Annotated in this window: 1 protein-coding gene; it reads left to right on the forward strand. The window is 31.9% G+C overall.

Annotation, left to right across the window (positions count from 1 at the left end; genetic code table 11):
• Nucleotides 1-477 (forward strand): methyl-accepting chemotaxis protein (locus tag AN161_RS27135; protein ID WP_241774671.1); only part of this gene is annotated, 477 nt, incomplete at its 5' end.
• Nucleotides 478-621: the final 144 nt, after the last annotated feature.

Raw genomic sequence — 621 nt, forward strand, 5'->3', positions numbered from 1 at the left:
TTATTAAAAATAACAAAGGAAGTTCAAGGCATTATTGATATTGTAACGAAAATAGCTGATCAAACTAATTTATTATCTTTAAACGCAGCAATTGAAGCAGCAAGGGCCGGCGAACATGGAAGAGGATTTGCAGTTGTAGCAGACGAAGTTAAAAAATTATCAGAAGTAACGAAAAAATCAGTCTCAAATGTAGCTCATTTAATTTTATCCACTGTGTCTAATGTGGAAAAGTTATCAGCTTCACTTGACATGATTAATGAATCTGTTCATGACGAACATCAAATTATGAAACAAACAGACATATGTTTTGAGCAAATTTTACAATCTATGAAAGAAACCCAAGAGAATAATGAACATTCACAAGAAGAGATTAATGTTTTTGCTAACGTTGTCAATGAATTAGGTAAAGCATTTGAAGAAGTTGCATTGTCGGCTGACCGACTTGCTAGTTTTGCTAATGAATTAAACAATGGATAAGGGGTCTTCTAAATGTGTAAAAAAATACCGAAGGAATTAACATACTATTTAAAATTAGGTGATGCTGTTGTAATCGTTGATGAAAATCAATTAATTATCGATGTTAATCAACAATACGAAACGATCACCGGCTATAAAAGAGAA

It is taken from the genome of Lysinibacillus sp. FJAT-14222 (genome assembly GCF_001278875.1).
Taxonomy (GTDB): Bacteria; Bacillota; Bacilli; order Bacillales_A; family Planococcaceae; genus Lysinibacillus; species Lysinibacillus agricola.